22 protein-coding genes and 1 pseudogene are annotated in these 26,034 nt (G+C 72.0%); 13 read left to right on the top strand and 10 right to left on the bottom strand.

Annotated elements, in window-relative coordinates; genetic code table 11:
• The first annotated feature begins 213 nt into the window (after positions 1-213).
• On the top strand, positions 214-771 hold the full coding sequence (locus RCO28_RS31140; RefSeq protein ID WP_308944659.1) for a DUF2690 domain-containing protein: 558 nt from the start codon (positions 214-216) through the stop codon (positions 769-771).
• Positions 772-910: 139 nt separating this feature from the next.
• On the opposite strand, the gene RCO28_RS31135 is transcribed toward RCO28_RS31140, so the two are convergent.
• Both RCO28_RS31135 and RCO28_RS31130 read right to left on the bottom strand, forming a co-directional pair.
• Entirely contained in the window at positions 911-1,771 is an 861-nt protein-coding gene (locus RCO28_RS31135) for an AfsR/SARP family transcriptional regulator (protein ID WP_308944658.1), read from the bottom strand.
• 243 nt (positions 1,772-2,014) lie between these two features.
• Positions 2,015-3,673 carry an FAD-dependent monooxygenase gene (locus RCO28_RS31130; protein ID WP_308944657.1) on the bottom strand — a complete coding sequence of 553 codons (1,659 nt, stop codon included), beginning with the start codon at positions 3,671-3,673 and terminating at the stop codon, positions 2,015-2,017.
• Positions 3,674-4,006: 333 nt separating this feature from the next.
• Here RCO28_RS31130 and RCO28_RS31125 point away from each other — a divergent pair, with 333 nt between their 5' ends.
• From RCO28_RS31125 to RCO28_RS31085, 9 genes are all read left to right on the top strand, one after another.
• Complete coding sequence (locus tag RCO28_RS31125) at positions 4,007-5,731, top strand: class I adenylate-forming enzyme family protein (protein ID WP_308944656.1); 1,725 nt, start codon at positions 4,007-4,009, stop codon at positions 5,729-5,731.
• Between the two features lie 3 nt (positions 5,732-5,734).
• Entirely contained in the window at positions 5,735-6,745 is a 1,011-nt protein-coding gene (locus tag RCO28_RS31120; RefSeq protein WP_308944655.1) for a methyltransferase, read from the top strand.
• Positions 6,746-6,823: 78 nt separating this feature from the next.
• Entirely contained in the window at positions 6,824-8,815 is a 1,992-nt protein-coding gene (locus RCO28_RS31115) for an FAD/NAD(P)-binding protein (protein WP_308944654.1), read from the top strand.
• Entirely contained in the window at positions 8,812-10,221 is a 1,410-nt protein-coding gene (locus tag RCO28_RS31110) for a lyase family protein (RefSeq protein WP_308944653.1), read from the top strand. The genes RCO28_RS31115 and RCO28_RS31110 overlap by 4 nt, the downstream gene beginning before the upstream one ends.
• Positions 10,222-10,617: 396 nt before the next feature.
• On the top strand, positions 10,618-11,388 hold the full coding sequence (locus RCO28_RS31105) for an AfsR/SARP family transcriptional regulator (RefSeq protein ID WP_308944746.1): 771 nt from the start codon (positions 10,618-10,620) through the stop codon (positions 11,386-11,388).
• A 115-nt stretch (positions 11,389-11,503) separates the two neighbouring features.
• Positions 11,504-12,094, top strand: a complete 591-nt coding sequence (locus RCO28_RS31100; RefSeq protein WP_308944745.1) for an RNA polymerase sigma factor — start codon at positions 11,504-11,506, stop codon at positions 12,092-12,094.
• Positions 12,091-12,972: an Ada metal-binding domain-containing protein gene (locus tag RCO28_RS31095; protein WP_308944652.1), complete on the top strand. Its 882-nt coding sequence runs from the start codon at positions 12,091-12,093 to the stop codon at positions 12,970-12,972. The genes RCO28_RS31100 and RCO28_RS31095 overlap by 4 nt, the downstream gene beginning before the upstream one ends.
• Before the next feature lie 25 nt (positions 12,973-12,997).
• On the top strand, positions 12,998-13,597 hold the full coding sequence (locus RCO28_RS31090) for a methylated-DNA--[protein]-cysteine S-methyltransferase (protein WP_308944651.1): 600 nt from the start codon (positions 12,998-13,000) through the stop codon (positions 13,595-13,597).
• Positions 13,598-13,624: 27 nt separating this feature from the next.
• A complete protein-coding gene (locus RCO28_RS31085) occupies positions 13,625-14,455 on the top strand; it encodes a 2OG-Fe(II) oxygenase (protein WP_308944650.1) in 831 nt (276 codons plus the stop codon).
• A gap of 20 nt (positions 14,456-14,475) precedes the next feature.
• Here RCO28_RS31085 and RCO28_RS31080 read toward each other — a convergent pair whose 3' ends face one another.
• Both RCO28_RS31080 and RCO28_RS31075 read right to left on the bottom strand, forming a co-directional pair.
• Complete coding sequence (locus RCO28_RS31080) at positions 14,476-15,471, bottom strand: NAD-dependent epimerase/dehydratase family protein (RefSeq protein WP_308944649.1); 996 nt, start codon at positions 15,469-15,471, stop codon at positions 14,476-14,478.
• Positions 15,468-16,424 (bottom strand): ScbA/BarX family gamma-butyrolactone biosynthesis protein, encoded by a 957-nt coding sequence (locus RCO28_RS31075; RefSeq protein WP_308944648.1) that lies wholly within the window; start codon positions 16,422-16,424, stop codon positions 15,468-15,470. Before RCO28_RS31075 ends, RCO28_RS31080 begins: the two co-directional genes overlap by 4 nt.
• A gap of 222 nt (positions 16,425-16,646) precedes the next feature.
• Here RCO28_RS31075 and RCO28_RS31070 point away from each other — a divergent pair, with 222 nt between their 5' ends.
• Positions 16,647-17,324: a ScbR family autoregulator-binding transcription factor gene (locus tag RCO28_RS31070; protein WP_308944647.1), complete on the top strand. Its 678-nt coding sequence runs from the start codon at positions 16,647-16,649 to the stop codon at positions 17,322-17,324.
• Between the two features lie 201 nt (positions 17,325-17,525).
• On the opposite strand, the pseudogene RCO28_RS31065 reads toward RCO28_RS31070, so the two are convergent.
• The 4 genes and pseudogenes from RCO28_RS31065 to RCO28_RS31050 all read right to left on the bottom strand — a co-directional run.
• Positions 17,526-17,594 (bottom strand): annotated as a pseudogene (locus RCO28_RS31065) (hypothetical protein); the annotation flags it as partial.
• A 274-nt stretch (positions 17,595-17,868) separates the two neighbouring features.
• A complete protein-coding gene (locus RCO28_RS31060) occupies positions 17,869-18,501 on the bottom strand; it encodes a ScbR family autoregulator-binding transcription factor (protein WP_308944646.1) in 633 nt (210 codons plus the stop codon).
• A gap of 76 nt (positions 18,502-18,577) precedes the next feature.
• Positions 18,578-19,063, bottom strand: a complete 486-nt coding sequence (locus RCO28_RS31055; protein WP_308944645.1) for a hypothetical protein — start codon at positions 19,061-19,063, stop codon at positions 18,578-18,580.
• Between the two features lie 445 nt (positions 19,064-19,508).
• Positions 19,509-20,534 carry a threonine/serine dehydratase gene (locus tag RCO28_RS31050; protein ID WP_374991285.1) on the bottom strand — a complete coding sequence of 342 codons (1,026 nt, stop codon included), beginning with the start codon at positions 20,532-20,534 and terminating at the stop codon, positions 19,509-19,511.
• Between the two features lie 448 nt (positions 20,535-20,982).
• On the opposite strand from RCO28_RS31050, the gene RCO28_RS31045 reads away from it, so the two are divergent.
• Positions 20,983-22,131 carry an epoxide hydrolase gene (locus RCO28_RS31045; protein ID WP_308944643.1) on the top strand — a complete coding sequence of 383 codons (1,149 nt, stop codon included), beginning with the start codon at positions 20,983-20,985 and terminating at the stop codon, positions 22,129-22,131.
• A gap of 208 nt (positions 22,132-22,339) precedes the next feature.
• Complete coding sequence (locus tag RCO28_RS31040) at positions 22,340-23,563, top strand: Cmx/CmrA family chloramphenicol efflux MFS transporter (protein ID WP_308944642.1); 1,224 nt, start codon at positions 22,340-22,342, stop codon at positions 23,561-23,563.
• A gap of 291 nt (positions 23,564-23,854) precedes the next feature.
• Here the strand turns inward: RCO28_RS31040 and RCO28_RS31035 are convergent, their stop codons facing one another.
• Together RCO28_RS31035 and RCO28_RS31030 are read right to left on the bottom strand one after the other, a co-directional pair.
• Positions 23,855-24,331 (bottom strand): hypothetical protein, encoded by a 477-nt coding sequence (locus tag RCO28_RS31035; protein ID WP_308944641.1) that lies wholly within the window; start codon positions 24,329-24,331, stop codon positions 23,855-23,857.
• A 290-nt stretch (positions 24,332-24,621) separates the two neighbouring features.
• Positions 24,622-25,461 carry an AfsR/SARP family transcriptional regulator gene (locus RCO28_RS31030; RefSeq protein WP_308944640.1) on the bottom strand — a complete coding sequence of 280 codons (840 nt, stop codon included), beginning with the start codon at positions 25,459-25,461 and terminating at the stop codon, positions 24,622-24,624.
• Positions 25,462-26,034 lie beyond the last annotated feature (573 nt).

The following is a 26,034-nucleotide window of genomic DNA, read 5'->3' as shown; positions in this document are numbered from 1 at the left end:
GATGCCTTCACCCACAGCTCGCGTCGCAGCGAGGAGTTCCGCGGCGCGTGTCGGATCGTGCAGGTCCTGCTGGCGCAACCGTAAGGGCGAGGGGCGCATGAGGAGGCGGCGTACGCGCCTCCTACGCCTCCTGTGCTTCGGACATGAGCCTTTCCCCTGCGGCAACAGGGGTGGATTCTGTCTCTCCCAGTCAGCGCACCAAGGTTGGTTCCCGTGACGACAAGCAGCACCGGCGACAACTCCGCAACGCCCCCCGAGCCCGAGTCACAACCGCCCGCACGCGGTGGGCGGAACAGGCGCAACAGCGCGACAACACTGGCCTATGCCGTGGCGATCGTCGGCGCCGTGGCGGCTGCCTTTGTGACCCCTCTCGGAGATCACCTGCTGAAGGGCTTCCTCGACGAGCCGACCTGTCCGGGTGAAGCCTGCGAGGGGAAGAACCCTCAGAACCAGGGATGCGGCGAAGATGCACGTACCTACAAGCCCGCCGTCGGCAACCCCGCCCTTCTCCAGCTCCGCTACAGCGAGGACTGCCAGGCGGTATGGGCGCGCGTCGAAAGCGGGAGCCCAGGGGATCTGGTCACGGCAAGGGTCACAGGGGGAGCCAAGCGCACTGCCCAGATCGAATACGGAGACGACAAGTTCACCAGCATGGTGAGCGTGGGTGACGGCGAGTTCCAGGTCACCGCCTGTGCGGTACCCAAGGCCGTTGGTGAGAGCACCTACGAGCGCTACTGCATCCAGGCAACCGAGGCGACGGCGTGGCGGTGACCCAAGAAGCGCGTCAGCGGGACCAGGTGCGCGACCTGAGACAGGTTCCGGCCCAACGTCATGGATGCGATGGAAAGCGGCAACTACTCGGGACGGGCCCGCGACAGGCCTAGCCCCGCGGGCCCGGCGGTGTCTCCCCCTACGCCGCAACCGCAGCCGAAGCCGAAGCCCCAGCCGAAGCCGCCCCGAACGGCCCCACCGCCAGATCCAGGGAGAGCGACAGTGAACCCCAGACGCCCGACGGGAGTTCCAGGCGCGGGTGGGCCGTCAGCATGTCGCCGTGCAGGTCGGCCACGTGCCGTGAGGGCTGTGCGCCGAGTTCCGCCCGCAGGGCGAGCCGCAGGCGGTGGTACACGTCGAGGGCGTCCGCCTGCCGGCCGCACCGGTACAGGGCGAGCATCAGGTGGGCCGCGAGCTCCTCGTGCGTGGGGTGCTGCTGGGTCAACGCCCGCAGCTCGCCGAGGAGTTCGTGGTGGCGGCCGAGCCGGAGGCCGGTGTGGACGCGGCGGCTGACCGCGGCGAGCCGGTCCCGGTCGATGACCTCCATGGCGGCCTGCAGCAGCGGACCCGGTACGACGTCGACGAGGAGATCGCCGCGCCACATGTCCTCCGCCGCCCGTAACTGCGCCTCGCCGCGCGCGAGTTCACCGCGGTCCAGGGTGTCGCGGGCCAGGGTGAGCCGCCCCTCGTGGACGTCCAGGTCGAGCTCCCCGGGTTCGACGACGAGCTGGTAGCCCTGGTGCCGGGTGAGCAGCCGCCCTGCGCCTTCGGCGTCCCGGGCGGCGCAGCCCGACAGGGTGCGCCGCAGCTGCATGACGTACGTGTGGACGGCGGCGATGGCGCTGGACGGCGGCGAGTACTCCCAGAGTTCCTCGACGAGCTGCGCCCGCGACACGGTCCGGTTGGCGTTGAGCAGGAGCAGGGCGAGCATCTGGCGTTGCTTCGGAGCGGTGGGCGCGCGGTCGGCGCCGGATTCGGTGACGCTGAGCGGTCCAAGCACGCGGAATTCCATGTGGCCCCCAGTTTTTGTTCGCGTTTCCACATCGGGAGATCGTCCCGATGGAATTCATGACGAAGTGCGACACCTGTTTTCGGTGGCGAATTCGATGTCCGGCTCGCGACCCTAGCAATGCACGTGACCAGGGCCGAGTGGCAATTCCTTGTCCGGTGGGACAAGGAATTGCCAGTGGTCGGGGAGCCGGAGGAAGTGCGGTGCCGGCGGAAGTGCGGTGGCGGCGGGCGATCAGTGCCCGGTGGCGCGGTCCAGGAGCGCTCCCGGGTCGTCGGGCGCGCGGTCACCGCGCCAGGCGATGTGCTGGTCGGGCCGGACGAGCACGAGGTCCCGCTCGTACAGCTCGCGGGCGGCCGGGTCGTCGAGCCGTACGACGTCGAGCGGCAGGCCGCGCTGCCGGGCGGCGGCGGCCAGTGGGGCGGACGCGCCGGGCGCGGCACCGAGTTCGAGGACGGTGAACCCGGTGCCGAGGCGGTCGAAGAGCGAGCTGCCCGGGCCGTGGAAGTCGTCCAGCCACAGGTGCGGGGCACGGCCGCCGGGCACCGCGGAGGGGGTGTACGTGGTGAACGCGTCGGCGGGCGGGCTGTCCCGGCCCGCGTCGATCAGCGGGGAGCCGTCGTAGCGGGCGCCGAGCTGGACGCCGAGGGTGTCGAGGGTGAGCTGCCCGTACTCGGCGAGCTGCCGGCCGGCCTTCTCGCGGGCGGCGGCGCCCTCGGCGGTGTCGTCCTCCAGGTGCGCGGGGCGTTCCACGGCGCCGAGGCCGATGCCCAGTTCGCGGGCGGCGGTGGTGTTGCGCAGCGCGATGGGCCGGCGCTCGCTCTCGTAGCTGGCAAGGAGCCGGGGGCCGGCCCAGCCCTGCACGGCGGCGGCGAGTTTCCAGGCCAGGTTGGCGGCGTCGTCGACGCCGGTGTTCATGCCGAACCCGCCGTTGGGCGTGAAGAGATGGGCCGCGTCCCCGGCGAGCAGCACGCGCGCAGAGCCGAACCGCTCGGCGACCAGGGCGGCGCCCGCGGTCCAGGCCCGGTGGCTGAGCACCTCCACCGGCACGTCGGCCCCGGCGGCGCGCCGCACGAGCCGGACGAGCTCGCCCTCGTCGGCGGTGTCCGGGTCGACGGAGCTGGTGAGCAGGAAGAACTCGTCGACGCCGTTCAGGGCGATCAGGTTGAGGGCGAGGTCGGCGTTGACGACCCAGTTGCTCCAGGCGGCGCGACCGCGCAGGAAGTCGCGGTAGAGGCCGGGGACGCGCAGGTGGGCGGCGGTGGAGCGGCGGCCGAGTACGTCCTGGTCGAGGGTGCCCTCGCCGGTGTGGCGGATGCCGAGGGTGCGGCGCACGAGGCTGCGGCCGCCGTCGCAGCCCACGGCGTACGGGGCGTTCCAGGTGCGGGTGCGGCCGCCGTGCTCCGCGGTGACCGCCACGCCCTCGGTGCCCTCGGCGACCTCGGTGACGCGCCAGCCGTAGCGCAGGTCGATGCGGGGCCGGGTGCGGGCGTGGTCGAGGAGCAGGCGCTCGACGTACATCTGGTTGGCGCGGTGCATCGGTTCGGGCGTCTGGTCGGTGCGCGGTGCCGAGGCGACGGCGCGGCTGCTCTCGTGGGCTCCCGGCCAGGGCAGCAGGGCGAGTGGGTGGCCGCTGTAGCGGGTGGAGAACGAGATGCCGGCCGAGTGCTCGGGGGGCAGGCCGAGCCGGCGCACCTGTGCGGCCAGGCCGAGCCTGCGGTAGTGCTCCATGGTGCGGGCGTTGTGGGTGCTGCCGCGCGGCTGGCCGGGCACCGAGTCCTCGGTGTCGAACACGGTGCTCGCCACACCGTGCCGGTCGAGGAACAGCGCGAGCAGCAGGCCTACGGGTCCGCCGCCGACGACGGCGACCGGTGTAGTGGGCGAACTCTCCATCGCGACCGGGTCCTTACGTGGTGGGTGGGTTGACTCCCTCTCGTACGCGAGCTCCGCCAGGGGCCCTGGGCAGTCGGATCCGCCGCGAGGCATTCGGATCCGCCGCGAGGAAATCGACCGGATCGTCGCAATGCGCGCTGAAGGATGAAGCGAGACCACGCCGAGGCGCGCATTCCGGAAGAACACGCGGGGCGCGGCGGAACGCGAACTGCCGGGCCCGGGCGCGGAATTGCGGCGCCGTGGACCGGGCCTATATCGGGCGGCTGGAGACTTCGGCTTCGAACCGCCGATATCGCCCGTCCGACGCACCCCAGCGGAGTGTGAGGTATTCGTATGTTTCTGCTCGGCACGCACCGGACCGTCGCGCAGCGTCTCCGTCTCTACTGCGACCGGAATCTGGGCGCGGGAAACTTCTTCTGGCACGCCTGGCGGGTCGCCCGCGACCGGGACCGTCCGCTCCTCTTCCACCCGGACGTCGACGCGCCCGACTGGGCCCGCCAGGAGCTGACGGGCCACTCCCTGGACGATCTGCGGGTCGCCGCGATCCGGTACGCGCACTGGTACCGCGAGCAGGGCGTACGTCCCGGGGCCCATGTCGGCCTGCACACCCGCGACGGTCTGCAGGGCCTGATCCACCACATCGCGATCACCGGCCTGGGCGCCGCGGCCGTGCACTGCAATCCGAAGATGGCGCCGAAGACCGCCGCCGAGTACTTCCTGCGCACCGAGGCGACCGTCCTGGTGGGCGACGCCGACCTGTTGAAGGGACTCGGCGACGCCTGGGCCAAGGACGCCGACGGCCGGCCCACCCCGCAGGTGCAGGACATCGCGCGCCTGGAGCGGACGGCGCCGCGGCCGCCGGGCCGGCTCGCGGACTTCCCGCACCGGCACACCGACGACGACCTGATCATGATCTCGCACTCGTCGGGCACCACGGGGCGGCCCAAGGCGCCGGTGTTCCACCACGGTTCGTTCTTCGCGGGCAAGCGCGAGCGGCTGTGGACGTTCCCCTCGCTGCGCAGCGACCGGCTGCTCACCGCACTGCCGCACAGCCACTCCGCGGGCATCAGCTATCTGAGCATCGCGCTCCTGCTCGGCATCCCCACGCTGATCCTGGACGACGCGAACGGCGAGCGCCTGGTGCAGGCCATCAACCGCTTCCGGCCCACGACCGTGCTCGGCTTCCCGCTGACCCTCGCGGAGATCGCCCCCGAGAACATCACCGCGGAGGCCGCGCGGCACATCCACACCTGGCACGGCATGGGCGACGCCTCGCACGAGCGGCACATCCGGCCGCTGATCGCCCTCGGCAGCCGCACGGAGGGCGGGCGTGAACTGACCGGCTCCCGCTATCTGGACGGACTCGGCTCGTCCGAGATGGGCATGGTGCTGTTCAAGCAGGCCTACACGCCGCAGACCGCGCGGTACGCCCGGCACATCGGCACCCCGGCCAAGGTGGTCCGCAAGGCCGCGGTCCTGGACGTACACGGGCGTGAACTGCCCGACGGGGAGCCGGGGATGCTCGGCGTGAAGACCCCGAGCGTCACCGCCGGCTATCTGGACGACCCGGACCTGACCGAGGAGTCCACGGTCAACGGCTACTTTCTGACCGGCGACATCATGCGCCGCGAGAACGGCACCGACTGGTTCCATCTGGACCGCACCCCCGATGTGATCCACACCTCCGAAGGGCCCGTGCACAGCCTGCCGCTGGAGGAGGTCGTGCTGCTTGCGACGCAGGCCCTGGACACCGCGGTCGTGGCCGTCGGCGACCCGGAGGCACCGTGCCGGTCGCTGCCGCTCGCGGTGGTCCTGCACACGGACGGCGCCGAGCGCGACCCGCAGGCCGAACTGGCCGCCTGCAACGAGGCGTTGGCCCGCCACGGGCTGTCCCCGCTGCGCGGCCTGCTGCTCGCCACCGACCGCTCCGACCTGCCCGTCGGGGTGACCGGCAAGGTGCTCAAGCGGGTGCTGCGCGAGCGGCACCGCTCGGTACTGCACGGCCCCGCCCAGGCGAACCTCGCCGTGGCAGCGTCCACCGACCCCAGGAAGGCCTGAGCCATGGCGACAGAACCGGCCGCGGCGGCCCGCCGTGTCGTCGACATCATCACCGGCACCTGGCAGGCCCAGGCCCTCTACGCCTCGGTGGCGCTGTCGCTGCCCGACCACATCGCGGCGGGCCGGACCCGGATCACCGAGCTCGCCGAGCACAGCGGCACCGACCCGGACGCGCTGACCCGGCTGCTCAGGCTGCTCACGGCGATGGGCGTGTGCAGCGGCTCGGAGCAGCAGGGGTACGCGCTCACCGAGGTCGGTGAGCTGCTGCGCAGCGGCGGCGAGCACGCGATGGGCGACATGGTGCGCCTGTACGGCGAGGAGTTCCACCGGGCCTGGGGCTCGGTCGCCGAGGTGGTCCGTACCGGCGGCTCCGGTTTCGAGCACGCCCACGGCCGGTCGATCCACGACCATTTGCGCGAAGTGCCGGGTGCGGGCGCGAAGTTCCAGCGGGCCATGAACGCGGGCAATGTGTTCTTCCCCGGAGTCCTCGAGGCCTTCGACTTCGGCCGCTGCCGCAGTGTGGTGGACGTCGCCGGGGGCAGCGGCATGCTCCTGTCGGTGGTGCTGCAGGCGCATCCGCAGCTGCACGGCACCCTGTTCGACCTGCCGCACATGGTGCCGGTGGCGCGCGAGTACCTGGAGAAGACGGTCGGCGGCGGGCGGTACGAGACCGTCTCGGGCGACCTGTTCGAGCAGGTGCCGCAGGGCGCCGACGCGTATCTCCTCTCCCGCGTCCTGCAGGACTGGGACGACGAGCGCTGTGTGCGGCTGCTCTCCCACATCCGTGCGGCGCTGCCCGAGGACGGGCGGCTGCTGATCCTGGAGCGGGTGATCGACACCAGCGGCGCGACGGTCCTGCCGCTGCTCTGGGATCTGCATCTGCTCATGGCGGCCGGCGGCCGGGAGCGCACGCTCGACGGCTATCGCACGGTGCTCGCCGACTCCGGCCTTCGTCTGGAGTCCGTCCATTCCCTCGCGTTGGAGACGAGCCTGCTCGTCGTCGCCAGGGCCTGAGTCCGGTCGGCCAGGGCGCGTCTCGGGGAGACGGGGCCCTGGGCCGCTCGTTCTCCCGACACCTCATGGAGTACGCATATGCCCAGCGGGGAGTTCACGGTCTGCGTCGTCGGCGCAGGGCCGCGCGGACTGTCGGTTCTGGAGCGGATCTGCGCCAACGAGCGCAAGTCCGCCTCCCACGACGCGGTGACGGTGCACGTGGTGGAGCCGGAACGGCCGGGCCCCGGCCGGGTGTGGCGCACCTCGCAGTCCCGTCGGCTGCTGATGAACACCGTCGCCTCACAGGTGACGGTGTACACGGACGACAGCGTCGAGATGGACGGGCCGATCGAGCCGGGCCCGAGCCTGTGGGAGTGGGCGCGCTCCGCCGCGTCGGTGCCCGGTCTCGACGCCGAGGTCCGCGCCGAGGCCGGCCGCCTGGGACCGGACGACTATCCGACCCGGGCGTTCTACGGCCAGTACCTGGAGGACGTGTTCGACCAGGTCGTGGCCGCCGCTCCGGCGCATGTGACGGTACGGGTGCACCGCGCCCGCGCCGTCGCCCTCGACGACGGCGCGGGCCGGGCGCAGGTCCTGACCCTGTCCGACGGTGAGCGTCTCGACGGGCTCGACGCGGTGGTCCTCGCCCAGGGACACGTGCCGGCGCGGCCGACGCCCCAGGAGCGGGAGACGGCACGCGCGGCCCGCGACCGCGGTCTGCTGCACCTGCTCCCGGCCAACCCGGCCGACCTGGACCTCTCGGACGTGGGGCCCGGCGAGAGCGTGCTGCTGCGCGGCCTCGGCCTGAACTTCTTCGACCACATGGCGCTGCTGACCACGGGCCGCGGCGGCACCTTCGTGCGCGCGGACGGGCGGCTTGCGTACCGCCCTTCGGGCCGTGAGCCGCGGCTGTACGCGGGCTCGCGGCGGGGCGTTCCGTACCACTCGCGCGGCGAGAACGAGAAGGGGCCGCACGGCCGCTACTTCCCGAGGCTGCTGACCGAGGAGTTCGTGGCGGGGCTGCGGCGCCGGGCCGTGGACGGCGAACGCGTCCATTTCGGCACGGACTTGTGGCCACTGGTCGCGCGCGAGGTCGAGGGCGTCTACTACGGTGCGCTGCTCGCCGCGCGCGGCCGGGGCACGGAACGGGCAGTGTTCGCGGACCGCTATCTGGAGTGCGCGGAGGGCCCGGAGCGGGATGCGCTCCTCGACGCGTACGGATTCGAGGAGGAGGTCCGCTGGGACTGGGAGAAGCTGTCGCGGCCGTACGGGGAGCGGGAGTTCACCGACCGTGCGGACTTCCGCGCCTGGCTCCTTCCGTATCTGGAACGGGACGTGCGGGAGGCGCGGGCCGGCAATGTCAGCGGTCCGCTCAAGGCCGCCCTGGACGTGCTGCGCGACCTGCGCAACGAGATCCGGCTCGCCGTCGACCACGGCGGTCTGGACGGCCATTCGCACCGGGACGAACTGGAGGGCTGGTACACGCCGTTGAACGCGTTCCTGTCGATCGGCCCGCCCGCCTCCCGGATCGAGGAGATGGCCGCGCTGATCGAGGCGGGCGTCCTCGACCTCGTCGGGCCCGGCCTGAAGGTGGGGGTGGACGACGCGGATCCGGCATTCGTGGCCCGCTCCGCGCGGGTGGGCGGGGAGCCGGTGCGGGCGTCGGTGCTGATCGAGGCGCGGCTGCCGGAACCGGACCTGCGCCGTACGGCGGATCCGCTCCTGGCCCACCTGCTGGCCTCCGGGCAGTGCCGCCCGTACCGGATACCCGGCGCCTGCGGCACGAGTCACGAGACCGGTGGGCTTGCCGTGACGGAGCGGCCGTACCGGGTGGTCGACGCGGGGGGCCGGGCGCATCCGCGGCGGTTCGCGTACGGCGTGCCCACGGAGAACGTGCACTGGGTGACCGCCGCCGGCATCCGGCCCGGCGTCAACTCGGTGACGCTGGGCGACTCCGACGCGATCGCCCGCGCGGCGCTTGCGCTGCACCGGATCCAGGAGAGCGGCGCCCCTGTCCCCCACCCCGCACCGCACCCGACCTCGCATCCCGCCGCCGGTCCGGCGGCCGACCTGACGGAGGCCCCCGCATGAGCACCGCCCCCTTCGACTGCGGCCCCGACGCCGGACTGCTCTCACCGGTACGTGCCGGCACTCCGGTCGAGGCGGCGGTGTCCGACACGGCGTGGCTGCAGGCCATGCTCGACGCCGAGGCGGCCCTCGCGCGCGCCCAGGCCGGGCTCGGCACGCTGCCGCCCCCGGCCGCCGCCGCGATCACCGCCGCGGCCCGCGCCGAACGGCTCGACCTGCGGGCCCTGGCCGTCGCCGCGCGGGAGAGCGCCAACCCGGTGGTGGCGCTCGTACAGGCCCTCACCGCGGCCGTGGCCGATACGGATCCCGGGGCGGCGGAGTACGTCCACCGGGGCTCCACCAGCCAGGACGTGTTCGACACGGGCGCGATGCTGGTGTGCGCCCGCGCGCTGCGGATCGTACGGGCCGATCTCTCCCAAGTGGCCGAAGCCCTGGGCGAGTTGGCCCACCGGCACCGGGACACGCTGATCGCCGGGCGCACCCTGACCCTGCACGCGGTGCCGACCACGTTCGGCCTGAAGGCGGCGGGCTGGCGCGCGCTGGTCCTCGACGCGGCCGAGCGCGTCGACCGGCTCGTCGAGGGCGGTCTGCCCGTGTCGCTCGGCGGCGCGGCGGGCACCCTAGGCGGCTATCTGGAGTACGCGGCACTCGACGGCGGCGGGACTCCCGACCCCGGCGACTACACGGACCGGCTGACGGACGCGTTCGCCCGCGAGACGGGCCTCGCCCGGCCGGTCCTGCCGTGGCATGCGCTGCGCACCCCTCTCGCGGACCTCGCGGCGGCGCTGGCGTTCACGGCCGGGGCACTCGGCAAGATCGCCGTCGACGTGCAGTCCCTCGGCCGTACGGAAGTCGGCGAGGTCGCCGAGCCGACGGCGGCGGGCCGGGGCGCTTCCTCGGCGATGCCGCACAAACGCAACCCGGTCCTCGCCACTCTGATCCGCTCGGCCGCCCTCCAAGTACCGGCGCTCACCGGGGCGTTGACGCAGTGCCTCACCACCGAGGACGAGCGCTCCGGCGGCGTCTGGCACGCCGAGTGGCTCCTGCTCCGCGAGTGCCTGCGCCTCGCGGGCGGCGCCGCGCACACCGCCGTCGAACTGGCCGAGGGCCTCGTCGTACGCCCGGACCGGATGGCCGCCAACGCGGCCCCGACCGGAGCCGCGATGACCTCCGAGCGGCTCGCGGCGACACTCGCCCCACGGATCGGCAAGTCCCGCGCAAAGCAACTCGTCTCCGCGGCGACGGCCCAGGCGACCCGGACGGGCCGCCCCCTGCCGGAGGTTCTCTCCGCCGACCCGGAGGTGAGCGAACACGTCGACGCGACGACGCTGCGGAACCTGCTGGACGTGACGGCATACACGGGCGCGGCGGGCCCACTGGTCGACCGGGCACTGAAGCGGCGGGGCTGAGGCCGGTCTCCCCGATCTTCGCGGGCCCTCCGCACCCCGGCCGAGACAAGCACGAGGCAAGCGCGAGGCAAGGGAATCGTTGATTCGCGTACCGGCCGGACGGCCGGATTCGAGTCGCCCCACCAACCCCCACCGCCCAGGTGAAGCACCGTACGCTCGACCGATTTACCCGACGCCCCGAATTCACCGCCGAACTGTTTTGACAATCAAAATAGTCAGTCGGCCGGGAAATCCTGCGCAGGGATTGAAGATTGACAGAACGTGTGCCTATCAATAGCCTCGAACTGGCAATAAGTGCCAGGTCAGAGTGGCAGTCTTCAACCCCAGACGCGTTTTTGCAACAACGCCGGCCGCAAGGCCGTACCCGGCAGAACTGCGAGGGATATTCCGGTGGACATGGGCGTGCTCGGCTCCCTGATGCTGACGGAAAGCGGCGAGAATTTCATTCCCAGCGCACCAAAGCCGCGTCAGCTCCTCGGCTTTCTCATGCTCAACGCGAACCGCGTGGTCCGGGCCACCGACTGCATCACGGAACTGTGGGGCACCCGGCCGCCCAAGAGCGCCATGTCCACCCTGCAGACCCATGTCCTCAACATCCGCCAGGCCCTGCGCACCCCCCGGGTCGACCTCAGCGACACCCTGGTCACCCGCAACCAGGGCTACCAACTCCAGGTCCGCGAGCAGGACTTCGACCGCAACCGGTTCATGTGCCTGGCCAAGCGCGGCCGCGAGGCCGCGGCCGACGGCCAGACCGCGCTCGCCTCGGAGGTCTTCGCGGACGCGCTCGCCCTGTGGCGCGGCCCGGTCCTCGCCGACGTGCCCTCCGGCCCGATGAGCGCCCCGCACCTCGTCCAGCTGGAGGAGTCCCGCAAGGGCGTCCTGGAACAGCGCATCGAGGCCGACCTGGCGCTCGGCCGCCACCACGACCTGCTCGACGAGCTGAGCACCCTGGCCGCCCTGCACCCCACCCACGAGAACGTGCACGCACAGCTGATGGTGGCCCTCTACCGCTGCGGCGACCCGGCCCGCGCCGGCGCCGTCTTCCAGCGGCTGCGCCGCACGCTCGGCGAGACCCTCGGCATAGCGCCCGCCCCGCGCATGCAACGCCTCCACCAGGCGGTCCTCAGCGGCTCCCCGCTGCTCGACGCACCCGCCGTACGCGCATGACCCGCAGGCCGGCCGCAGCCGCGCGGCGCCGCCCGGCCACCTCAGACATTCCTGCCCCGCGTCCCCCGAGCGGGGCGGTGCAACCCTTCTCCCGGGGACGGTGTTTCTCTCAGTGATGGACGACAAGGCCGAGCAGCTGACCGAACTCCTGGCGGTGGATCTCGACGCCGGCTTCACCGAGCTGGTGCGGGTGCACGCCCGGGCGGTCCATGCGTTCCTGCACCGGGTCTCCGGCTCCGCCGCGGAGGCCGACGACCTGGGTCAGGACACATTTCTGCGCGCCTACACGGCACTGCAGGGGTACACCCCCGAACGGCGCCGTGAGCTGCGGGCGCGGCCCTGGCTGATGGCGATCGCCGCGAACGTGTGGCGCAACCATGTGCGCACCTGCACCCGGCGCCCCGCGACCGCGGCGGTCGGAGTGGAGGAGACGGCCGAGGTCTGGCCCGACCACGGGCCGGGCCCGGAGGAGAAGGCGGCGACCGCGGACGACCGCAGGCGACTGGTCGCGGCCCTCTCCGAGCTCCCCGAGAAGCACCGGATACCGGTCGTGCTGCACCATGTGGTCGGCATGAGCTACGCCGAAGTGGCCGAGGTGCAGGGGTGCGCGGTGGGCACGGCCAAGGCGCAGGTGTCCCGGGGACTCGGAAATTTACGCCGGCTGCTCGCCCCCGAAATACAGGTACTACGGGAGGTGACAATGTGAACCGGAGGGGCAAGGACACGGCGCCGTCGCCGGAGCAGAGGCCGGGCAGTGTGCTGCCGGGGCTCGTTCCGCCGCCGCCGCAGGACTTCGCGCTGCGCGTGCTGCAGCGCGTGGGCATCCCCCGCGAGCGGTACGACACATACGTCCGCCTCGACGTACCCGCGGGCGGCCTGTTCGTGGCCGCGACGGCGCAGGCCGTGACCGGTGCCGCCCTGGACGGCGCGGGCCTGACGGCCACGGGATTCGAGGAGCTGCACCACGCCCGCACCGGCCGCTCGGCCATCCCGGCCGCCAAGCCGTTCCCCGGCCTGACCACGGCCCTGCGCACCGGCCGTGCCGCGCGTCTGCCGATCGACCTCTCGGGCCTCGATGCCGCCGACCGAACCGTCCTGGAGGCGGTACGCACGGTTCCCGCCGGGCAGTTGCGCCCGGTGAGCTGGATCGCGCGGGAGGCCGGACTCACCGGGCCGGACGTGCGGGAGGCCGGACTCACCGGGCCGGACGTGCCGGAAGGCGGACTCACCGGGCCGGACGTGTGGGAGGCCGTGGTCGGGGCGCTGGCCCGCAACCCGGTGGTGGTCCTGGTGCCGTGTCACCGGGTGACGTACGACAACGGCGTGCCGTGCGACGCCGCGCAACTGCCGGACGCGGGTGCGGCGTTGCGCGCGGCGGAGGGCATCGACATGGGACGGGTGGACGAACTCCTGGACCGCGGTGCGGTGTTCCTGGGCAGCGACACCACCCGGATCTACTGCCATCCGACGTGCGCCCACGCCCGCCGGATCACCCGCCCGCACCAGGTCCCGTTCGGCACGGCACGGGACGCGCGCCGCGCGGGCTACCGCGCCTGCAAGAGCTGTCGGCCGGTCGCCGCGTGACGGGCCGGGCCGGGAAGGAAGTCCGATGACTCCGAAGCCTCCGAAGCCTCCGAAGCCTGCGATGACTCCGACGCATCCGCTGCCGAGCCAGAGCGGCCGACACCCGGCCACCGCGGCCGTCCGCGTCCACCCCTCGCCGATCGGCACGCTCGCCCTCGCGGCGACCCAGGAGGCGCTCGTCCTGTGTGCCTTCACCGACGCCGAGGGCGCGGGGCGGCGCTTGGCGAAGGCCGGCCTGCGCCCGGTGGACGACGGCTCGGCCACGCCCGCGCAGCGGCGGCTGCTCGACGCGGCGCGCGACCAGCTGGACGGCTATCTGGCGGGCAGCCGCCGGGAGTTCACCGTCCCCGTGGACCTGCGCCTGGCCACCCCGTTCAGCCGCGAGACGGTCGGCTCCCTCGACGCGCTCGTCCCGTACGGGCGGACGACGACGTACGGCGCGCTCGCCACCGCCCTCGGCCGTCCGGGCGCCGCGCGTGCCGTGGGCACGGCCCTGGGCGCGAACCCGCTGTGCGTGCTCCTGCCCTGCCACCGGGTCGTCGCCGGTTCCGGCCGCGACTCCGGGTACGCGGGCGGCATCGAGGCCAAGCGCACCCTCCTCGCGCTGGAAGCCGCCGCCGCCTGAACTCCCCCTCCCTGAAAGCAGCGTGATGTGACTCCGTACGACGAACCGACCCTGCCCGGACTCGGCGAGCGGGCCCCGGCCGGGCGGCCGGACTCCGGACAGGCCCCCGCGCACAAGGCCCCCGGACAGGCCCCCGCGCACGAGGCCTCCGGCCCGGTGGACGTGTCCGCCCTCGACACGCTCGACTGGCCCGCTCTGACCGCCGAGCTTGACACCGAGGGAGTGGCGCTCACTCCCCCGCTGCTCACCCCCGAGCAGTGCGCCGAGGTGCGCGCGCTGTTCGACGAGCCGGAGCGGTTCCGCTCCACGGTGACCATGTCCGCACACCGCTTCGGCGAGGGCCGCTACCGCTACTTCGGCCATCCGCTGCCGCCCCTGGTACGGACCCTGCGCGAGCGCCTCTACCCCCCGCTCGCGCAGATCGCCAACACCTGGGCCGACCGGCTCGGAGAGCCCCGCTTCCCGCTGGAGCACTCCGAGTTGATCGCCGCCTGTGCCGCCGAGGGACAGCACCGCCCCACTCCCCTGCTGCTCCGCTACGAGAAGGGCGGCTACAACTGCCTGCACCAGGACGTGTACGGCGCGCTGACGTTCCCCCTCCAGCTGGCCGTGCTTCTGGACCGGCCCGATGTGGACTTCACGGGCGGCGAGAGCGTCTTCGTCGAGCAGCGCCCGCGCGCCCAGTCCCGACCGTTGGTGCGGCGGCCGGTGCAGGGCCAGGGCATGATCTTCGCGGTACGCAACCGACCGGTGCCGTCGGCGCGCGGCTTCAGCCGGGTCGCGCTGCGCCACGGGGTGAGCGCCGTGCACGACGGGCAGCGCCACGTCCTCGGCGTGATCTTCCACGACGCGCTCTGACCTAGGACCCGTCTCCGGGCTCAGCCGGCGCCCCGCCCGCGCGGCTCGCCGTTCCACCCGGCGTACGCGCCGAGCTTCTCCAACGGCCCCGGCCCCGGCTCCAGTCGGGTCCGCCGCCAGATCCGGGCGCTGTCGTACCAGTGGTCGCGGGTGAGCAGCGCGTACTGATGACCGGAGAGTGCGGGCAGTTCCCGGGCGAGGCGTTCCCGGTGCTCCGGGAGCGTCAGCGTGCCGCGCGGTGCGGGCAGTCCGAGCAGCCGGGCCACGGCGAGCACGAGGTCCCGCGTGCGGACGGGCGCGGGGTGCGCGGCGTGCAGCACATCGCCGCGTTCCTGCCGGGGCTCCTCCGCCACGAGGGCGGCCACGAGCCGGGCCAGGTCCTCGACGCCGATCAGCGAGCTCTTCGCGCCGGCGGCCGGCCAGTCGGGGACCCGGCCAAGGACTTGGGCGATGGTCGGTACGACCCACCGGTCCCCCGGGCCGACGATCAGATGCGGTCGCAGGACGATGCCCCCCGCGTCGAGGACCGCCCTCTCGGCGGCGAGCCTCGTCGCGCTGGCCGCGGACTCCGGTGCGGGCGTCAACTCCCCTTCCGCCGGGCCGCGATGGGGTCCGCTGCCGTAGACGGAGGCGGTGCTGACGTACAGGACGCGCCGCACTCCGGCCCGGCGGGCCTCGTCGAGCAGGGCCAGGGTGCCGGCGCGGTTGACGGCGTCGCTGCGGGCGGGATCCCGGCCGACATGGGCGGCCGCGTGCACCAGCGTGGTGACTCCCGCGCACGTGCCGCGCAGCGATGCCGGGTCGGTGAGGTCCGCGACGGTGTGCGCCACCCCGCGCGGACACGTTCCGTCCGGTGGCCTGCGGGAGGTCAGAGTCCGCAGCCTCGGCTCCCTCAACTCGCCGTTACGTTGCGCGAGTTCACGTACGATCGCGCGGCCGACGAAGCCGCTGCCGCCCACGACAAGGACGGGGTCGGCGACCGCCCTCGGAGCAGCGGTGGTACAGGCCGGGCTCACCACCCCGGTTCCTGGTGGATGGCCACCCGGCAGGTGCCGGCGAGCACGCCGGACTGCCGGAAGTCGACGTCGACCTGACGGTGGCCCGCCGCGTCCGTGCACGGGGCGGAACTCGTGACCAGGCAGGGCGAGTCGTACTCGACGTACCGGTCGAAGGAAGCGGAGCCGGACACCAACAGCCCTTCGGGGCAGCCGAGTTCGGCGAGCGCTGCCTGCCGGGCCGCTTCCAGGAGGACCATTCCGGGGATGTGGTCGACGGGATGGTCGAAGAGCACCGGATGGCTGGCGTCGGCCCGCAGGGTGCGCACCCCGCCGACCGGGCCGTCCGCGAGCACGACGTCCGACTCGGCGTCCCGGCCGACGAGAGCGGGCCGGAGCGGGGCGGGAACGGTGTGCGAGGGGCGGGCGCCGAGCCGTTCTCCGCGCAGCCTGCGGTAGATGCCGGGCGCGATGATCTGCGCGGAGAGCCGGCCGGTGCCGATGGGGACGCCGTCGCGGTGGGCGACCACGTCGTAGGCGTACGACTTGACGCTGCTGCCGCGGCGGACGACGTCGCGGAACATCACGTCGAGGCAGACATGGGCGGGCCGTGCACCGATGCGGGCGCCGTCCTCGGTCATCTCGAACGACGTGGTGTCGGTGACGAAGTGGGCGCCGAGCGGGACCTGCAGGGCCTCGTGGGCGAGGAACAGCCCGATCTGACGGATGGACTCGGCGAACAGCATCGGGTCGTGCCAGCGCCCGGCCACGGCACCGTAGTAGCTGTGGCCGCGGGACCACTGGGCCCCCACCCGGTACGCGTCGGCTCCGGTCGGCCGGAAGCCGGTCAGCAGCACCTCGGACACGGCGGCTCGGTGCACGAGGGTGCGTGGGACGGTTTGCTCGAAGAGCTCCGGCTCCTCCGGCAGCAGAGATTCGCTTGCCGGACGGTCGGCTTGCAGCAGTGCACTCATCAGGACCTCCCCCATGCGTACTCTCACCTGGAGAGACGCGTTTTGAGCAGGGCGAACGCTGGGCGATCGGCCCGCGGGTTCATTGGTGCGACTGGTCGTTATAGTACCGGCCGACTGGTATTCGAAAGCAATAGGGAGCACAATTGGCGCGAGCGAGGTCGCGGTGATCAGCGGAAGGACGGAAGACCGCCATCCGCACCGCGGCGGAGGGAGAGTTGTTCAGTGAGCACACGCCGGGAACGAGCAGAGGTCACTCGGGAAGCCATCCTCGACGGGGCGGCAACAGCCTTTGACGCAGCGGGATTCGGCAGTACGAGCCTCAGTGACATCGCCAAGCACTCCGGGGTGACCAAGGGGGCGATGTACTTCCACTTCCCGTCCAAGGAAGCCCTGGCCCACGAGTTGATGTCCGATCAGTTCAACATCCTCCCCACCCTGCCGAACGCGGACCGACCCGGCGTGCAGAGCGCCATCGACATCACCCACCTCATGGCGCACGGCCTGCGCACCTGGGTGCGGGTGAGCGCGGGCATCCGCCTGGTCATCGAGTTCGGTTCGTTCACGGACCCCGACCCGGCGATGTACAACACGTGGATCGAGACAATGCGCGACAGCCTCGCTCCGGCTCAGGGGCGCGGTGACGTGAAGGCGGACGTCGACGTGAACGACGCCGCGACCTGCATCGTCGGCTCCTTCACCGGCGTCCAGATCACCTCCCAAGTGCGTACGCGCCGGGAGGACCTGCACGAGAGGGTCGCTGACATGTGGGCCTGGCTGCTGCCCGGCCTGGTTCCGGCCCGCCGTGTCCCGCGCTTCGCGCCGCAGGGTTCGCCCGAGCTGTGGGAGCGGCTCGAGCAGGACATGGCACAGATGCGGAAGGAGACGGCAGCGGCCGACTGAGGCAGGCTGCGGGCCGCCCCTGTGGGGTGGGTGGTGCGGGCCGGCCCGCACCACCCACCCCACAGGCGTCACAGCTTCGAGCCGCCCGTGCGTCGATGCACTGGCCGGTGATCCAGCGCGGGGGGTCGGAGGCCAGGAAGGCCACGACCTGGCGAGCGCCAGGGTGAACGTGTTGAGCGCACCCTTCGTCATCGAGTACACGACGGACTCCGGATAGGAGATCCGTGCCACCGCCGACGAGATGTTGATGATGCGTCCGCCGTCGCGCATCCGCTTGAGCCCTTGTTGCACGGTGAAAAGCAGGGCCGTCTGATCATGTCGACCGTGTCCCGCGCAGCGGCCCGGTCCTGGCCGAAGTGCACTGCGACAAGTGCCCCCTCACTCGCCGGCCGTTGAGCCATCCCCTGGCCAATTCCCCTGCTCGCCCCGGTGACCAGAGCCGTCTTTCCGGTATGCACGCCCATGCCTTGGCTCCCCTTCCCCAACATGTGGCTGCGGCTGGAATCTAGCACTCGCCTATCGGAATTCAAGGTCCGAAATCGGTTCACTCCACGGGGGCCCCGGTCCTGATCTTCACATCGGAGTCCTCGGAGATCAGCAGCGGCAGTACCAGCTCCCAGAGATGGCTGAGCCACTTTTCCGCCTCACTCCGGCCGACCCCCATCCAGGCGAGCGCCTCAAGTCCGGAAACCGCCGCCGTGACCAGGGTGTGCGCCGATACGTCGGCGACGGACCGGCCCAACTCCCCGTTTCTCCTTGCGTGTTCAAGGAGCCGGCCGAGCCGCCCAAGCCAGAGCGGATAGAAGTCGAGGGGTTGCGGCTTTCCGTTCGTCCGCTCCCGGGTGATGCGCACCCCGGCCCGGATGAACGGGTCCTCGCGCAGCAGCGCGTTGAGGTGGTGCGTGACGTCGATCAGCACCTGCAGGCAGGACGGCTCCGCCTCACGCCGCTCCTCCACGGCCGTCTCCAGAAGGTCCTGGCCGCGCAACTGCACCGCCTCCGCCAGCTCGTCCTTGGTGGCGAAGTGGAAGAACAGCGCGCCCTTGGTGACGCCCGCGCTGCGGCTGACATCGGCCAGGGTGGCCTTGGCGAAGCCGTTGGCGGCGAACTCCTCGGCCGCCGCGCCCACAAGGCGCTCCACCGTGCGCTCCGAACGCTGCTGCTTCGCCATCATCATGGCCAACCTCGCGAATTCATGGTGCTCATCCCTGTCGAATGGTTTGCGGCACAGGCCGCCCGAACTGCCCCAGGAATCAGGCGACTCGGGCTGCGACGGATTCCGGCAGCGCCCGGGCGCCCGCCACGGGCGGCAATGCGGCGGCCACCTGGGACGGCAGCAGGGCGGCGGCGTCCGCGAGGTCGGACAGGACCTCGGTCACCCCGAGCCCGCGCAGCTCGGCGGCGAGCGGCCGCAGCTTGCGCCAGGAGCCGGTGCCGGCCCCGCCCACGAAGACGGGACCGGCCACGTCGCCCGCGGTGCGCAGCGCGGCGAGCCCCGAAAGCTGCCGGGTGACGTGCACCCCCGACTCGGAGACCAGGAGCAGGGCCTCGGCCCCGTGATGCCGGGCCAGCGCGGTGGCCGCCTCGGAGAGCGTGATGCCGGTGCCGAGGTTCACGGTCCGTACGCCCCGGCAGTTCAACCGCATGGACACCAGGAACGCCGCCTCCGAGGACGCGCTCTCCCCGATCGCCCCGACCACCACAAGACGCGCCCCGCTACGGATCTCGAGCTCACGCACCTCTGCCCCCCCCCCTGCACCAACTCCCGCTTCCAGCGCGGGACTTACGAGCCGGGCGGTCGCCCATCGTCGCCCCGCCAGAATAGAAACTGGTCGACCGGTACGTCAACACATACCGGTCGACCAGTGTTTGAGGTTGGAGTGCCTAGGCAGGAGGAACACCAGCAGGGCGGCCACCGCCGTGCTGGCGAAGGTCGTCAGGGAGGTCAACCGGGCGCCCGCTCGCGGGGCTTGTGCTCCCAGGCTCGGGACAGGCTCGGGACCGGATTCCCTAATTCCGGAGTTCGGTCACTTCAGTCGCTTGGGTCGCTGGGGGCCGGGTTGGTAGAGCGGTCGTCTCCGCGGACACCCGGCACACGCGGGCTGTCACCAAGCCCAGCTGAGCAGGTTGGTGCCGGTGGACATGCCTCCGAAGGTGCCGTGCGGCACGTCGGGTCAGGTCACGTCACGTCAGACCGAACTGGTCCGCCCACGAGTGCACATCGGTCGTCGTCGCGTTGCCGCCGCAGATGATCAGACCCAGCTTCGCGTCCTTGCCGATGCGGTTCAGGACCTGGCGGGCCGCGGGGAGTACGCAGCCCGCGGCGGGTTCGGTCCAGAGTTTGGCGTGTTCGGCCAGGTCGAGGGTGCCCTGGACGGCTTCGGCGTCGGTGACCGTGAGGACGTCGGTGACGAGGGTCGAGACGTGCTCGTAGGTGAGGGGGGAGGCGCTGGGGGCGCTGAGGGTGGTGACGATGGAGGTGAGTCGAACGGGTACGGGGGCGCCTGCGGCGAGGGCGGCGGTCATGGCCTGGGCGCCTTCGGTTTCGACGCCCCAGATGCGGATGTCGGGTCGGCGGGCCTTCAGGGCGGTGGCGACGCCGGAGATGAGTCCGCCGCCCCCGATGCTGACGACGATATCGGTCAACTCGCCTGCGTCTTCGGCGAGTTCGAGGCCGACGGTGCCCTGGGCGGCGATGACGACGGGGTCGTCGAAGGGGTGGACGAGGGTGAGGCCCTTCGTACGGAGTTCATCGACGAGGGCGAAGGCGCCGTCCATGGTGTCGGCGAGGACGACGTGTGCTCCGGCGGCCTCTGCGGTTTCGACGGCGCGGCGGGGGGCGGTGCGGGGCATGACGACGGTCGCGTCGATGCCGAGTGCGCCGGCCATGACGGCGGTGGCGATGCCGTGGTTGCCGCCGCTGACCGCGACCACTCCGGCGGCGCGTTCCTCGTCGGACAGCGACAGCAGCTTGGCGGTGGCGCCGCGGGACTTGAAGGAGCCGGTGCGCTGGAGGAGTTCGAGTTTGGTGGTGACCGGGGCGCCCAGGAGTTCGGTCAGCCCTGGGCTGGTGACGGTGGGGGTGCGCAGTACGTGCGGGGTGATCTGCGCGGCTGCGGCTTCCACGTCCCGGGCGGTGATGAGCACTGATGCCTCCGTCGCACGATCGCACGATGCCGTACCGCTGACGGCTGCGGCAGTTTTGATCATCGTACGCCAGGGGGGTCGCGCGAGGTGGTGTGCAGGAGTGCTCCAGCGGGGGGCGGCGGCAGTGACGTCAACTGGCACGGCGGGCCTACGTATCCGATGAGCCCGCCAGGAGAACCGGCGGAGACGCACTCGAGCTCCGGTCGAGAAACGGTCGCGGGGAAGCACCGCACGCTCGGTCCGGGGCGGGGTCCCGGACCACCCGGACCGGTGCACACCGTCCGCCAGAGTGCACGGACGCGCCGGAGCGACAGCGCAGGTCAGCCAGGTTCCACGGCGCTCACCGCCCGGACCGCACCTCGTTCACGCGCAACCCCGCTACTGACGAAGCAGTTGGCGAACCGGCGGAGGGGGCCTGTTCGGGCGAAGTGGGAGAGCACCGTTGGGGGCAGACAGGCCAACCGGGTCACTGTCGAATGGGTGAAACGCCGCTCGTACGAAAGGTGCAGCCATGAGCGCGATCGCCCCGTTTCACATCGATGTCCCGCAGGCCGACCTGGACGATCTGGCCGACCGCCTGGCGCGGACCCGCTGGGCCGAGGAACTGCCGACCGCGGAAGTGACCGACGGCGTCCAGCGCGGCCCGGTCCAGCCCGGCTGGGAGTACGGGGTGCCCGCCTCGTTCGTACGCGATCTGGCGGCGCGGTGGCGCGACGCCTACGACTGGCGGGCGCAGGAGGCGCGGATCAACTCCTTCCCGCAGTTCACCACCGAGATCGACGGCCAGAGCGTGCACTTCGTGCACGTCAGGTCGGCCGAGCCGGACGCGACGCCGCTCGTCCTCACGCACGGATGGCCGAACACCTTCGTGGAGTACCTGGACCTGGTCGGCCCACTCACCGACCCGGAAGCCCACGGTGGTGCCGCCTCCGACGCCTTCCACGTGGTCATCCCGTCCCTGCCGGGTTTCGGCTTCTCCGGCCACACCCGCGCCAAGGGCTGGAACGCCGCCCGGACCGCCGACACCTGGGCCGAACTCATGGGCAGGCTCGGTTACGGGCGCTTCGGCGCCCACGGCAACGACGCCGGCGCGATCGTCAGCCCCGAGCTGGGCCGACGGCACGCCGACCGCATCACCGGGGTGCACGTCAACCAGATCTTCTCCTTCCCCTCCGGCGACCCGGCCGAGCTGACCGGACTCGCGCCCGAGGAGGTGGAGTACTTGACCTTCCTCCAGGGGTTCGTCGAGCACGCCGTCCACGACCGCGTCCAGCAGACCCAGCCGCAGACCCTGGCGCACGCCCTCGCCGACTCCCCCGCCGGGCAGCTCGCCTGGATCTGCCAACTGCTCGGCGGTGTCCCCGACCCCGACGTGATCCTCACCAACGCCACGATCTACTGGCTCACCAACACCGCCGCCTCCTCGGCTCGGTTCTACTACGAGAACCACCACGCCGAACCGCACGGCGAGCCGACCACGTTCCCTCTCGGACTCGCCTCGTTCGCCCACGACTTCCGCCCACTGCGCCGCTTCGCCGAGCGCGACCACAAGAACATCGTTTCCTGGAGCGAGTTCGACCGCGGCAGCCACTGGGCCGCCCACGACGCTCCCGATCTGCTGGTCGACGATCTGCGGTCCTTCTTCCGCCGGGTGCGCTGAAGTTCCCTCGCGCGGGAACCGGTCCGCCGTACCACCCGCAGGCCTGGAACACGCGCCCCTACATCCCCAACTCCGTTGCCTCTGAGGCTGGTTGACCTCCCTCCGGAGCACCCGAGCCGTTCGGCAGCGGCATCCCGCAACCTCGGCAGTCCGCCGCGCCTGCGCCCTGACCTGTCACCCGTACACCCCGATCAAGGAGCTCGCACCGATGAGCGTCCAAACAGAATCCGCACAGCAGTCGCCCGACTCCGGCAACAACGGCCAGAACGGCAAGGGCCTGCCGCTGGCCGTCTATCTGCTCGCGTTCAGCCTGTTCGCCATGGGCAGCGCGGAGTTCCTCCTTGCCGGAGTCCTCCCGGACGTCGCCGACGACCTGAACATCTCGCTGTCCTCCGCCGGTGCGTTGATCTCGGCGTTCGCCATCGGTGTGGTCATCGGCGGGCCGCCGCTCGCCGTGCTGACGCTGCGCTGGCCGCGGCGGACCACGCTGGTGGCGACGCAGATCCTGTTCGCCGTCTGCGTGGCGATCGGCCTGATGACCGACAGCTACGCCGTGTTGCTCATCACCCGCTTCGTCCTGGGTCTCGCCTACGCCGGCTTCTGGGCGGTCGCGGCGGTCACCGCGATCAGCCTCGTCCCGGCCGACCGCACGGCACGCGCCTCCGGCGTGGTCGTCAGCGGGCTCAGCGTCGCCATGGTGGCCGGCGGCCCGGCCGGTGCGATGCTCAGCCACTTCACCGGATGGCGGGGCGGGTTCTGGGGCGTGGTGGCCCTGACCGTCCTCGGTACGGTGCTGACGCTCGTCGCCGTGCCCGCGACCCGCGCGACCGAAGAGCCCAGCGTCAAGCGGGAGTTGCGCACCATGCGCAAGCCGCAGCTGTGGATCGTCTACCTCGCCACCCTGCTGAGCACCGCCGCGTACATGATCTCGTACAACTACCTCGCGGCCTTCCTCACCGACATCACCGGCATCGACTCCGTGTGGGTTCCCGCGATCCTCACCCTGTTCGGCGTCGGCGCCTTCATCGGGCTGTCCGTCGGCGGCAGGACGGCCGACGGCCGTCCGCACTTCGCCTTCCTGATCGGGGCGGGCGGGATCCTGGTCTGCTCCGTGCTGCTCGCCGCGCTCGCCGACCACGTCCTGGCCGTCGTCCCGATCGTCCTGCTGCTCGGCATCGCTGGTTTCGTGCTCAACCCGGCCATCTACGGGCGGGTGTTCGCCATCGCCTCGCAGGCGCCCACCCTCGCCGGCTCCACCGCCGTCTCGATGTTCCAGCTCGGCATCAGCCTCGTCCCCGCGCTCGCCGGGGTCGCCCTGGGCGCGGGCGCCGGGCTCACCGCCATCCCGTGGATCGGCGCCGCCCTGGCACTGCTCACCGTGCCGGTCGTCCTGGCCGACCGGGCGGCCTCCCGCGAGGAGGCGCAGGCCTGAGGCCCACCGCCCGACCGCGATTGTCCGCCGGCGCCGTGCTCGGCACAGCCGTACGGGGACAGCCGTCAGGCCTGGCCGGCGGCGTTCTCGACGTCTCCCCGACCAGGTCGATGTTGAGGGCGAACGCGGCGGCACCCTGGCCGACCGCCGTGATCACCTGGGCGCGCGGGTCGACGGCATGGCCGACGGCCCAGACGCCCGGGTCGCTGGTGCGTCCGGTGCGGTCGGTGACCAGCCAGCCGGCCTCGTCCTTCTTGCAGTCCAGGCCGTCGATCGCGGCGTCGAGCGGCGCTATCTGCGCGACTCGACCGCGGCATCGAACGGCGCCATCTGCGCGATCAGGAAGGCCGCGGCGCGCGGCACCGTGGTGCCGTCGGCGAGTTCGACGCCGCTCAACCGGTCGTCGTCGACGACGAGTTGCCTGATGGTGCCCTCGGCGATCCGGATGCCGCGGGCGTCGAGGCGTCCCCGGTCGGCGTCGCTCAGCTCCAGCGTGTGCGGGAAGCAGACGATGTCCGCGGACCACTGGCGCAGCAGTTGGGCGTGGCCCATGGCGCCGGGGTGGGTGCCGAGTACCGCGATGGGCTGGTCCCGCACCTCGTAGCCGTGGCAGTACGGGCAGAACACCACGTCCTTGCCCCAGCGTTCGCGCACCCCGGGGATGTCCGGCAGGCCGTCGCGCAGCCCCGTGGCGAGCACGATGCGGCGGGTGGGCAGGGCGGCTCCGCCGGCGAGGCGCACCGCGTAGCCGGGTGCGGCGGACTCCACGTGGTCGACCTGCCCGTCGAGGAAGTCCGCGCCGTACTGGGCGACTTCGGCCCGGCGAGTTCCAGGAGCCGGCCGGGCGGCAGGCCGTCGCGGGAGAGGAATCCGTGCATGTGCTCCGAGGGAGCGTTGCGCGGGCTTCCCGCGTCCACGACCGCGACCCGGCGGCGGGCCCGCGCCAGGACGAGGGCGGCGTTGAGCCCGGCCGCGAGCACCGCGTTCTCCTTTCCGCGCCTTGTCGCGTTTCCCCGCGGTGACCCGGTCGACGGCGCGAACCCCGGTGCGGGGCGGGCTCAGCCGACCCGGGTGAGCGGTCTGCGATCGCTCTGCCTTGGCGCCCCGGCCGCGCGCACCGGTTCGGGCCCGGCCGCCAGCACCGACCGCTGAAGGCGCCGCATCCCGACGGACGGCTCCAGGCCCAACTCCCGTACCAGCGCGGTCCGCAGCCGTTGGTACACGTCGAGGGCCTCGCTGCGCCGGCCGGAGCGGTGCAGGGCCGTCATCAGCTGCCCGTGCAGGTTCTCGTGGGTGCGGTAGCGGCTGACCAGGACGGTGAGTTCGCCGAGCAGTTCGCGGTGCCGGCCGAGCCGCAGGTCCGCCTCGATGCGCTGGTCGAGGGCGCACAGGCGGCTCTCCTCCAGCCGCTTGGCCTCCGCAGCAAGGCGTGGCCCGTGGTGCACGTCCGCGAACGCGTCGCCGCTCCACAGGTCGAGCGCTTCGCGCAACTGCCGGGCCGCGCCCGGGAAGTCACCGGCGTCCATGGCCCGGTGGCCGAGGCCGGCGAGCGACTCGAACTCGCCCGTGTCCCGGCTCCCGCCGGAGGTGCGGAGCTGATAGCCGCCGGGCGTGGTGGCGAGCACGTCCTTGGCGGTGCGCGGCACGGCCGCGTCGGGTTCGTGCTCCAGGGCGGTCGCGATCAGATCGCGCAGCTGGAGGATGTATGTCTGAAGCGTGGTGCGGGCGCTGCGTGGCGGCCGCTCCCCCCAGAGTTCCTCGACGAGGGCGGCAACCGGTACGACATGGTCGGCGCGGAGCGCGAGCAGTGCGAGGACCTGTCGCGGCTTGGGTGCGGTGGGTGTGACGGAGATTCCGTTCTCCTTGACCGCCAGCGGCCCCAGTACATCGATGTCCATGCCATCTCCCCTGGTGATGCGCACTCCGGGCCAAGGCTTGTCGGATACGCCTCATAGCATTCGCTCGAGTAAAAAACAGCACGGACGGTTTGTCAAATGTTCCCGCAGCGCGTTCCGTGCCGCCGACGAACCCCATCCAAGGTTTACGCCGCGTACCACGCCAGCACCAAAAACCCCGGGAACTAGGGCTTCTTGGCACACACGCCCTTCAGTGCGCAGCCGGGAAGGGGATCGTCACCGCCCGAACGCCATGGGTCAATACGGACCGTGCGGTCTATTTCTGCTACGGCCGGTGGGCGGTGCCTCCCGCTCCTACACGGCCTGGGGCCGGAGCTGAAACCGGCCGGGGCGCCCTCAGCCTCTCGATCTCACCGGCGATGTCCCGTCCGGCGACAGCAAGTGCGTACGGGCAGGCGGATGTCCGTTCAGCGGAATCCTTGCGAGGAACCCCGGGCGTTCAGGGCCGGGAGGAATCGCATCTCGGGGTTGCGACGCGGAGCGTCGCGGTGCCGGGTTTGACGGGCGCGGAGCGCCCCTACGGCTGCCCGGCGGAGCCGGGAACTGCTGTGCCGT

The sequence above is a fragment of the Streptomyces sp. LHD-70 genome (genome assembly GCF_031157275.1).
GTDB lineage: Bacteria > Actinomycetota > Actinomycetes > Streptomycetales > Streptomycetaceae > Streptomyces.
Note: the sequence above shows the minus strand (reverse complement) of the source record. Positions and strands in the feature narration are given on the sequence as shown.

Excerpts from the sequence above, each read along its gene's own strand:
- RCO28_RS31130 (WP_308944657.1), bottom strand. The coding sequence starts at position 3,673 with ATGGAGAGTTCGCCCACTACACCGGTCGCCGTCGTCGGCGGCGGACCC.
- RCO28_RS31125 (WP_308944656.1), top strand. The coding sequence starts at position 4,007 with ATGTTTCTGCTCGGCACGCACCGGACCGTCGCGCAGCGTCTCCGTCTC.
- RCO28_RS31120 (WP_308944655.1), top strand. The coding sequence starts at position 5,735 with ATGGCGACAGAACCGGCCGCGGCGGCCCGCCGTGTCGTCGACATCATC.
- RCO28_RS31115 (WP_308944654.1), top strand. The coding sequence starts at position 6,824 with ATGCCCAGCGGGGAGTTCACGGTCTGCGTCGTCGGCGCAGGGCCGCGC.
- RCO28_RS31110 (WP_308944653.1), top strand. The coding sequence starts at position 8,812 with ATGAGCACCGCCCCCTTCGACTGCGGCCCCGACGCCGGACTGCTCTCA.
- RCO28_RS31105 (WP_308944746.1), top strand. The coding sequence starts at position 10,618 with ATGGGCGTGCTCGGCTCCCTGATGCTGACGGAAAGCGGCGAGAATTTC.
- RCO28_RS31100 (WP_308944745.1), top strand. The coding sequence starts at position 11,504 with ATGGACGACAAGGCCGAGCAGCTGACCGAACTCCTGGCGGTGGATCTC.
- RCO28_RS31090 (WP_308944651.1), top strand. The coding sequence starts at position 12,998 with ATGACTCCGAAGCCTCCGAAGCCTCCGAAGCCTGCGATGACTCCGACG.
- RCO28_RS31075 (WP_308944648.1), bottom strand. The coding sequence starts at position 16,424 with ATGAGTGCACTGCTGCAAGCCGACCGTCCGGCAAGCGAATCTCTGCTG.
- RCO28_RS31060 (WP_308944646.1), bottom strand. The coding sequence starts at position 18,501 with ATGATGATGGCGAAGCAGCAGCGTTCGGAGCGCACGGTGGAGCGCCTT.
- RCO28_RS31050 (WP_374991285.1), bottom strand. The coding sequence starts at position 20,534 with ATGATCAAAACTGCCGCAGCCGTCAGCGGTACGGCATCGTGCGATCGT.
- RCO28_RS31045 (WP_308944643.1), top strand. The coding sequence starts at position 20,983 with ATGAGCGCGATCGCCCCGTTTCACATCGATGTCCCGCAGGCCGACCTG.
- RCO28_RS31040 (WP_308944642.1), top strand. The coding sequence starts at position 22,340 with ATGAGCGTCCAAACAGAATCCGCACAGCAGTCGCCCGACTCCGGCAAC.
- RCO28_RS31030 (WP_308944640.1), bottom strand. The coding sequence starts at position 25,461 with ATGGACATCGATGTACTGGGGCCGCTGGCGGTCAAGGAGAACGGAATC.